Genomic DNA, 8,829 nt, shown 5'->3' with positions numbered 1-8,829 from the left:
GTTCTTTTTTAATTAAAAGAGTTCAATCATTATAACCTAAATTAACGGTTATTTTATAGTTAAATACCATAAACATTTATATAAGGAGACCATAATATGGATGATAATTGATTGCATAAAAATATTTACAATTTGTTAACAATTGTGCTTTATACGGTAATGTTATGAGGCGTATTTATTAGCCTGAATATTTTACCGGTTCAATTGAATAGCGAGATTTTTGTTCAGAAATAAAGCTAATAATTAAATACGAAGTATTATAGGTATTTTATTCTAACTTAACTGAAATTTAATGCTGATGAAGGCGGCTAAAGAGCAGATTTTGTCATGCTTGTGTTATAGAAGAGGCGAGATCCTGGCAAGGTGGTATGTCTGAGGGTAACTCTTTTGCGTGTTAAAAATGAAAAGACCCTAACTACAAAAAAACAGATTTATCTTGTTGGTTGAGATAAACGTTTAACAATTTCTCAGTACAATAGTCTGCGTTTGTTTGCTGAAGCGGCATATGATGGCGAAAACAGCGACAATCCAGCTTATGAAAAATAACAACGGATGATTGTGGAAACCGACGCTCATCTGTACTTGTAAGTTGACAGTGATAAGGAGAGTTGATTTTGAGTTCTCCTAAATTACCTAAAAAAGAGGTGTGAAATGGTTAACAATGTGTTGAAAGTCTCCACATTAGCCTTATTGGTCGCATGCAATGCCCATGCTGCAACAGTTGATTTGCGGGTAATGGAAACATCTGATGTTCACAGTAACCTGATTGATTTTGATTACTTTAAGGATAAGCCTACAGAACAATTTGGTTTGGTACGCACAGCGAGCTTAATTAAAGCGGCTAAAGCAGAAGCTTCCAATACCATTTTGGTTGATAACGGCGACCTGATTCAAGGTAGCCCATTGGCGGATTACGCGGCAGCGAAAGGGCTTAAAAAAGGAGAAGTTCATCCAGCACATCAGTTAATGAATACAATGGGTTATACCGTGGGTAACTTTGGTAATCACGAGTTTAACTTTGGTTTGGATTATCTGAAAAAAGCTATTGCGGGTGCGAAGTTCCCTTATATCAATGCCAACATCATGGATGCGAAAACCGGTAAGAACTATTTCACCCCCTATATCATTGTTGATACGCCGGTAAAAGATCGGGAGGGTAAAAATCATACCATCAAGATTGGTTATATCGGCTTTGTACCTCCCCAGATTGTTATCTGGGATAAGGTCAATCTGAATGGAAAGGTTGTCGTTAACGATATTACTGAAACTGCGAAAAAATTTGTTCCTCAAATGAAAAAAGCGGGGGCAGATTTGATTATTGCTATTCCTCACTCCGGCTTTTCCAGGAAGCCTTATAAAGCAATGGCCGAGAACTCGGTTTATTACCTGAGTGAAGTTAAAGGCATTGATGCGATTATGTTTGGTCACTCGCATGGGGTATTCCCAAGTCAAGAATTTGCCGACATTAAAGGCGTTGATGTTGCCAAAGGTACGGTTAACGGTATTCCGGCCGTTATGCCTGGCCAATGGGGCGATCATTTAGGTGTTGTTGATATGGTTATCAACAACGAGGGTGGAGCATGGAAAGTGACGCAGGCAAAAGCAGAAGCGCGCCCGATTTATGACAAAATAAATAAAAAGGCGCTGGTTGAGCGTGATAGTGAGTTAGCAAAAATTATCGATAAAGCCCATCAAGGAACTCTGGGATTTATGGGTAAATTGATTGGCAAAGCGTCTGCCAATATGTATAGCTATCTGGCTTTGATTCAAAATGACCCGACAGTGCAAATCGTGAATGATGCACAAGCAGATTACGCCCGGCGTTTTATTCAGGGTGATCCTGATTTAGCAGATATTCCTGTTCTGGCCGCTGCGGCGCCATTCAAAGTTGGTGGGCGTAAAAATGCGCCCGCAGAGTTTGTTGAAGTTGAAAAAGGCGATTTAACTTTCCGTAATGCAGCAGATTTGTATCTCTATTCCAATACGCTGGCGGTTGTGAAAGTCACCGGCGCTGATGTGCTTGAATGGCTGGAGTGTTCGGCCGGTATGTATAACCAGATTGATCCAAATTCAACTCAGCCGCAGTATCTGTTGAATTGGAGCGGCTTCCGTACTTATAACTTCGACATGATTAGTGGTGTGAATTATAAGATTGATCTGACTCAGCCTGCTAAATATGACGTTGATTGCCAGATTGTCAATCAAGGGGCGAACCGTATCAAGGAGCTGACTTACCAAGGTAAACCAATCGATCCTCAAGCGAAATTTCTCATTGCTACCAATAACTACCGCGCCTATGGCGGTAAATTTGCCGGTACAGGCGAAGATCACATCGCATTTGCTTCACCGGATGAGAACCGTGCTGTTTTGGTTGCTTACATTGTCAGAATGTCTAAACAGCAAGGAATGGTAACGACCAAAGCCGAGCGTAACTGGTCGATTGTGCCAATCAAAACTGATAAGAAACTGGATATCCGTTTTGAAACATCTCCAAGTGAGAAAGCGGCAAAATTCATCAAAGAGTTTTCCCAATACCCGATGAAATATCTGGAAAATGATGATATCGGTTTTGCTGTGTATCAAATTGATCTGACTGAAAAAAAATAATTTTAATTGTTCGCCTCCTGCCCTAATTTGGGCAGGTTTTTTGTTTGTTTACCATCAACAGGGAAATAATTTCCCATAAGGAATTAAGATGCGTTTTTTTAATTTATTATCAGCAATATTCGTTTTGCTGGTTGTTGGCTGTGCGAAGCAACCAGAAGTAACAAAAGTGACTGACTTGTTAGAGTCTCGAATAACATTGGAAGGGGGGGCATCTTGTATCTTACCTGTGACTGAGCCGAAAGATTATGACTACGTTGCTAAAAGTGACCGTTATGGTCAGAATGCAACCGCATCGACAGATTACTTCAAACTGGCTATTAGTTATTCTCCCGCATTTTGTAAGAGTAAAGAAAAGAATATTAACAAACTGAAAAAGAGCAACAAACTTGCTGAGGCGCAGCGTGAATATGAAAAATTTGAATTGCAATGCTTCTCCGAAAACAAATTTAGTTGGGTAATTCACGGCTTATGGGCGCAAACCTGCAACGGTAAATCAATGGCGCAGTGCCGTGATTGGTCTGATGTTCGCAAACATCCACGTCTTTGCAAAGGGGATTTGCCACAACTGGATTATCAGGTGATTGAACCTTATCTCTGTGCTTCTCCAGGGGCGGATCTGTTACAAGCTGAGTGGGAAAAACATGGTGTTTGCGCGTTTGCAACGCCAGATCAATTTTTCAGTAAACAGCAGGAACTGTTCGATGAGTTGGTATTACCGAGTAATCGTCCATCTAATGAACAGTTAATTAAATTCCTCCAGAAAAATAACCCATCGTTGAAGGGGAAAACCATTCAGATCAATCGTGATGAATTTTACATTTGCTACAGCAAAAATTTCGATGTGATTGATTGTCCAAAGCGTGAGTTGTGATGGTTTTTCTTTCTATAAAAGAAGATCACAGTGATGTGCCTGACCTACGGTAGCGTGGGTCAGGTTTACCCTCTCTTAATAGCCGATATATCCCTTTCAGGGGATATTTTCTTTTTTATCCTTTATAGGGGATAAACTTGAGTTTATCCCCTACAGGGTATATGTTTGTATTTATCCGTCATAGGGGATAATTATGAAGATCACATCACCAAAGATGCTCGCGCTTGCAATGAGAGAGGCCCGCAAAAAAAGCAAGTTGACTCAGCGGGAAACGGCTGATCGGGTCGGCATGAAACAGAGCACTGTATCGGGGTTCGAGAAGTATCCAGAGGGCAGTAAGATAGAGACATTGTTCAAGTTACTCTCCGCGCTGGAATTGGAGCTACGTGTGTCGGAGCGTGGAAGTCCGCCAAGAACAGGTTCTGGTTGGAAAGAGGAGTGGTAATCGATGAAGGCGTTAACAGTTGCGCTTAATGGTTTTGAGGTAGGAACGCTATTTCGTGATGGTGCTGGCGCGATGTCATTTCAGTACAAAGATGAGTGGCTGCTTTTGGATGGCGCTCGCGCCATCTCACTTTCAATCCCTCTTAGCTCCCAACGATATGGGGGCAAAGAGGTATTCAACTTCTTCGATAACCTATTACCAGATTCGGATGTGGTTATTGCCAGGATACAGGCGCGGTTTAAGGTACAAAGCAAGCATCCTTTCGATCTATTGGCTAGTGTGGGAAGGGATTGTGTAGGGGCCATTCAGCTTTATCCTGAGGGAGCAAATATCCCTTCCGTCAGTAATATGGTTGGTGAACCGCTCAATGATGATGCGATTACCGAGCTGCTAGAAGGGTATCAAAGCGCCCCGTTGGGAATGACAGAGCGAGATGATTTCAGGATCTCATTAGCCGGAGCTCAAGAAAAAACCGCTCTCCTCTGGCATCAGGGATGTTGGCAGCGCCCCCGGGGAAGCACACCCACGAGTCATATCTTCAAACTGCCAATTGGTAGGATTGAACAGAACAATATTGATCTCAGCGAAAGCTGTGAAAACGAATGGCTTTGCCTAAAGATTGCCAAGGCATTTGGTCTCCCTGTGGCTAATGTCGAATTGGCAACCTTCGGAAAGTTGAAAGTATTGATTATTGAACGCTTCGACCGCCGATGGTCATCTGATGGGAGTTGGTTAATGCGCCTTCCTCAGGAAGATCTTTGCCAGGCTCTGGGTATTGCTCCGGCACTCAAATATGAGTCGGATGGTGGACCTGGCATTGCAGACGCCATGAGACTGCTACTCGGTTCGCTACAACCAACTCAGGACAGAGAGACGTTCTTCAAGTCTCAGATTCTGTTCTGGCTGTTGGCGGCGATTGATGGTCATGGTAAAAATTTCAGTATATTCATTCAGCCTGAATCAGCGTATAAGATGACGCCACTTTATGATGTGTTGTCGGCTTACCCTATTTTTGCGACGAAGGGTATAGCACCGAAGAAGGCCAAAATGGCAATGGCGCTACGAGGAAAGAATCGCCAATATAACTGGGCTTATATCCAGCCTCGTCATTTTTCATCTACCGCTCAGCATGTTGAATTTTCTACTGAGACAGCAGAAAGTCTGATGACGCGGATGGGGGAAATGTCAGGAGCTGTAATCGACCAAGTTGCGCGTGAATTGCCCAAGGACTTCCCAAGTAACATTAGCGAACCTATCTTTGAGGGGCTTGATAAGCAGGCTAAAAAACTCCGTGCTGGATAAATCAGTTACAGGAAAGATGGTGTGCTCCCCGTAAGATAATGAACAATTTCCCACTAAGGGAATGTACCTCGAATTTGTATTTAATCCTTATTCTCTCTATAGGGTGCAATATTAATCTTTTTATTTCTAGTCTTTGGGTTTCATTCTTTTTTTCTTCCGTGATATTTTTGTTTTATGAAAAAAGTAGCGAAAATATTAATTGAAATCATTAATGATATTAAATAGCTTGGTAAAATAATCCCTTCCTTTCAGGGAAATTATAGGCTTACGGCAATTCACGTCAAGGCCATTCTCTCTCTCTTCTGTTATCTGAATGCTGTGTACTGTATCGATGCCTGCAAAATATAAACATCAATGTTATTTAAGCAACTAATTGATAAAAGGTTTCAAGATCTGATGTTATAGAATATTAGCAAAATTAGATCTGAAATTGACTAATTTAGCCGTAATTAACTTAATCAATTTAAATGTTGATCTATATATGACAAATAGAAATGTTATCTGGTTAGTAAGACCTGTAAGTTATCAGACCATTTTGAAACGTTGTCCTGGCTGTAAAGTAAAAAAGGAGTTTTATCCAGCCGGCACTTTTAGGATTAATGCGCAAAAAAAAGTTTTAGATGTGTGGAGCATCTATAAATGTGAAAAGTGTGATTACACTTGGAATATTGATATTTTTTCCAGGATTCATGTCAGCAAATTGGAGAGCAATTTATATGAACGGTTTTTGCGTAATGATCAAGATGAAATACGGAGATATGCTTTTGATTATTACATATTGGTAAAAAATAGAGTTGAATTCGGCGCTGTTCCTGACTTTATTGTCGAAGGTAAAGAGCTTCAGGACATCGCTCAAATTCCAGCGGCGGAGATCACAATACAGCTTGAATATCCTATTCCTATCAGATTGATCTCAATCTTGACCAAAAAGCTTGTATTGTCACGTAGTCGAGTGGTTAGACTCGTTGCTCAAGGCACTATTCAGGGAGTAGCCGAAACGGAATTAAATAAAAAGTTGAAATGTGATATCACTCTTAGCGTTAACGTTAATGATTTATTGCAAGAGTATGATAATCATTGCATCTGATTGACACCGGGTTTTCTGAAGATGACATAGCAGTAAGAATGGATGAATGAAATGAATACGATAAAGAAATGGTGGGTGCTCACTGCTGTTTCAGTCGCGTTATCGCTGGTTGCTATCGATATGACAGTGTTATATACCGCGTTACCGAGTCTGACCCACAGTTTGGGGGCGAATACAACGGAAAAGTTATGGATAGTAAATATCTATCCTCTTATTGTCTCTGGGTTGTTGCTAGGGGCGGGTACCTTGGGAGATCGCATTGGGCATAAACGGTTGTTTGTTTACGGTCTCATCATCTTCGGGTTCTCATCCTTGGCGGCCGCCTACTCTTATTCGCCGGAGATGTTGGTTGTTTCTCGGGCATTATTAGGGGTTGGAGCGGCAATCATGATGCCTGCCACATTGTCGATTATCGCTTTGACATTCGAAGATGAAGATGAGAAATCATTTGCCATTGGGATCTGGACGGCGGTTGCCTCTGGCGGCGCGGCAATAGGCCCTCTGATTGGCGGCTTATTGCTTGAATATTTTTGGTGGGGATCAGTGTTTCTGATCAACGTTCCTTTGGTGATTTTGACACTCATTCTGTCGTGGTTGTTTGTCCCAACGGCGAAAACAGATTCGTCTCATCCGTGGGATCTTATTGGCTCATTGCAGATCATGGTTGTCTTGATAAGCTTCGCTTATGCCATCAAAGAATTTGCCAAACGGCAGCCCTCTTATATCGGGATATTGATAACTTCCACCCTGACGATAGGTTTTCTGGCGCTGTTCATTCGACGGCAAAAACGCAGTGCGCATCCGTTGATTGATTTTGACCTGTTCAAAAGTCCGGCTTTCTCATCCGCGGTTATCGCAGGGCTGGTGGCTTCCTCCTGTTTAATGGGTCTTAATTTGGTGTTAAGCCAGCGTTTGCAACTGGTATTGTCATTAACCCCTTTGCAATCTGGGCTCTATTTTCTGCCATTCTCATTGGGCGCGATTGTTGCAAGTCCTGTGAGTGGTTGGGTTCTTCCTCGTTTAGGGGGTGCGCGATTCCTCATAACCTCGTTGCTGATGTATGCCGTTGCCATACTGGCGCTCATGGCGAGTTTTTCAACGCCTCTACCTTTGCAGATAGTTTGCTTTTTTGCGCTCGGGATGTGTCTTGGAGCAACAATGACCGCGGCGTCCAGTACGATCATGCAGGCTGCGCCGCCAAATCGGGCAGGTATGGCGGCGTCCGTTGAAGAAGTTTCCTATGAATTAGGTGGTGGATTGGGTATTGCGATCATGGGTAGCATTATGTCATTCATCTATAGCTATTTCATTGATATTCCAGTGGATTCTCCAGTCTACGATGCTGCTAAAGATGGTATCGATGGGGCGCTGATTGCGGCAAAAGATATGGCGCCGGATGCGGGGCAAGCGTTGGTCAGCCTTGCTAAGTCAGCGTTCGACGATGCTGTTTTTTCTGTGATGGGCGCTGCCTCCCTGTTTCTCCTGATGATGGCTGCGCTGGTGTGGTTCAATTTCCGCCGCTCTTCGCTGAGTGATGCATCTCATGCCGCGATTCATCGTCAGTGAAATAGGTGAATAGGATCGATTGCGCCAGTCGTTTCTTAATAGGAAGCTAAATGGTTGAATAAGGGAACCGCGTTTTTGCGAGTTCCCTTACTCATTTAGTTTCATGGATACGCTTGGGTTTCGCCTTAATATTCAACCCAGTGACCCTATTTTTTATTCATTCCATACATTAATCGCGATTAATTCGCCATTTTGTGTGATATTTGTCACGTTTTTTTTATGTTCGTATGATAAATATCGTGATCTTGTGGTCATAACATTGAGAGAGCTAAATTCTCTGTTATTTGTCTCCACTCCATCCTACTCAGTTGGACGCGGTCTATTGTTCTCGCTAACGCCACATATTAAATGATGGCTGTTTTACGCTGTCATTTTTTTACCGCGGAACAGGCCGGCGCTATTTAAAAGAACAACATGTGATGACGTGTTTAATAGCCTCTGGCGTTATCCCCGTTTCAGGATCATAGTTCAATAATGATGTAGGGTTTCAAATATGGATGGATTAGTTTTCACCTGCCGAATTGGCGCACTATCTCAAACAACTTTTCAGGTATCGCAATTTACCTTGCAGGAAGAGCTATCACAGCTTTTTAGCCTGACATTAAAGGTGGCGAGTTCACGTGACGATATTCCCCTGAATGAACAACTGGGTTGCCGTGCATCCTTGACTATTACCCGTAATGACGTGGCCGAACGGACCATTTATGGGTTGATAACCGGGGCGGATAGTGAAAATATAAAAAGTGCGACGGCCGTCGGTATTACCCTGTTCAGCCCCGGTTATCAACCCATAAATGGTCCGTTCGGCCACGTCATTACGGGTAATAGTCAAGGATGCACGGCAACCCAGTTGTTCATTCAGGGGAATATCGTCACGTGAACTCGCCACCTTTAATGTCAGGCTAAAAAGCTGTGATAGCTCTTCCTGCAAGGTAAATTGCGATACCTGAA

7 protein-coding genes and 1 pseudogene are annotated in these 8,829 nt (G+C 42.6%); 7 read left to right on the top strand and 1 reads right to left on the bottom strand.

What is annotated here, in order from left to right; translation table 11 throughout:
• The first annotated feature begins 651 nt into the window (after positions 1-651).
• The 7 genes and pseudogenes from V2H77_RS01625 to V2H77_RS01595 all read left to right on the top strand — a co-directional run.
• Positions 652-2,607: a bifunctional 2',3'-cyclic-nucleotide 2'-phosphodiesterase/3'-nucleotidase gene (locus V2H77_RS01625; protein WP_341497402.1), complete on the top strand. Its 1,956-nt coding sequence runs from the start codon at positions 652-654 to the stop codon at positions 2,605-2,607.
• An 88-nt stretch (positions 2,608-2,695) separates the two neighbouring features.
• Entirely contained in the window at positions 2,696-3,478 is a 783-nt protein-coding gene (locus V2H77_RS01620; RefSeq protein ID WP_341497401.1) for a ribonuclease T2 family protein, read from the top strand.
• Positions 3,479-3,707: 229 nt separating this feature from the next.
• The gene (locus tag V2H77_RS01615; protein WP_445935446.1) at positions 3,708-3,923 is read left to right on the top strand and encodes a helix-turn-helix domain-containing protein; all 216 of its coding nucleotides are present in this window, start codon (positions 3,708-3,710) and stop codon (positions 3,921-3,923) included.
• Between the two features lie 3 nt (positions 3,924-3,926).
• Positions 3,927-5,225: a type II toxin-antitoxin system HipA family toxin gene (locus V2H77_RS01610; RefSeq protein WP_341497399.1), complete on the top strand. Its 1,299-nt coding sequence runs from the start codon at positions 3,927-3,929 to the stop codon at positions 5,223-5,225.
• A 481-nt stretch (positions 5,226-5,706) separates the two neighbouring features.
• Complete coding sequence (locus tag V2H77_RS01605) at positions 5,707-6,312, top strand: DUF1062 domain-containing protein (RefSeq protein WP_341497398.1); 606 nt, start codon at positions 5,707-5,709, stop codon at positions 6,310-6,312.
• A 51-nt stretch (positions 6,313-6,363) separates the two neighbouring features.
• Entirely contained in the window at positions 6,364-7,878 is a 1,515-nt protein-coding gene (locus V2H77_RS01600) for an MFS transporter (protein ID WP_341497397.1), read from the top strand.
• Between the two features lie 493 nt (positions 7,879-8,371).
• Positions 8,372-8,548 (top strand): annotated as a pseudogene (locus V2H77_RS01595) (hypothetical protein); the annotation flags it as partial.
• Here the strand turns inward: V2H77_RS01595 and V2H77_RS01590 are convergent.
• Complete coding sequence (locus tag V2H77_RS01590; protein ID WP_341497403.1) at positions 8,495-8,767, bottom strand: contractile injection system protein, VgrG/Pvc8 family; 273 nt, start codon at positions 8,765-8,767, stop codon at positions 8,495-8,497. The pseudogene V2H77_RS01595 and the gene V2H77_RS01590 sit on opposite strands and share 54 nt — an antisense overlap.
• Positions 8,768-8,829: the final 62 nt, after the last annotated feature.

The organism is Photorhabdus sp. P32 (assembly GCF_038085095.1).
Taxonomy (GTDB): domain Bacteria; phylum Pseudomonadota; class Gammaproteobacteria; order Enterobacterales; family Enterobacteriaceae; genus Photorhabdus; species Photorhabdus luminescens.
This window is presented reverse-complemented; position numbering and strand designations above follow the sequence as displayed.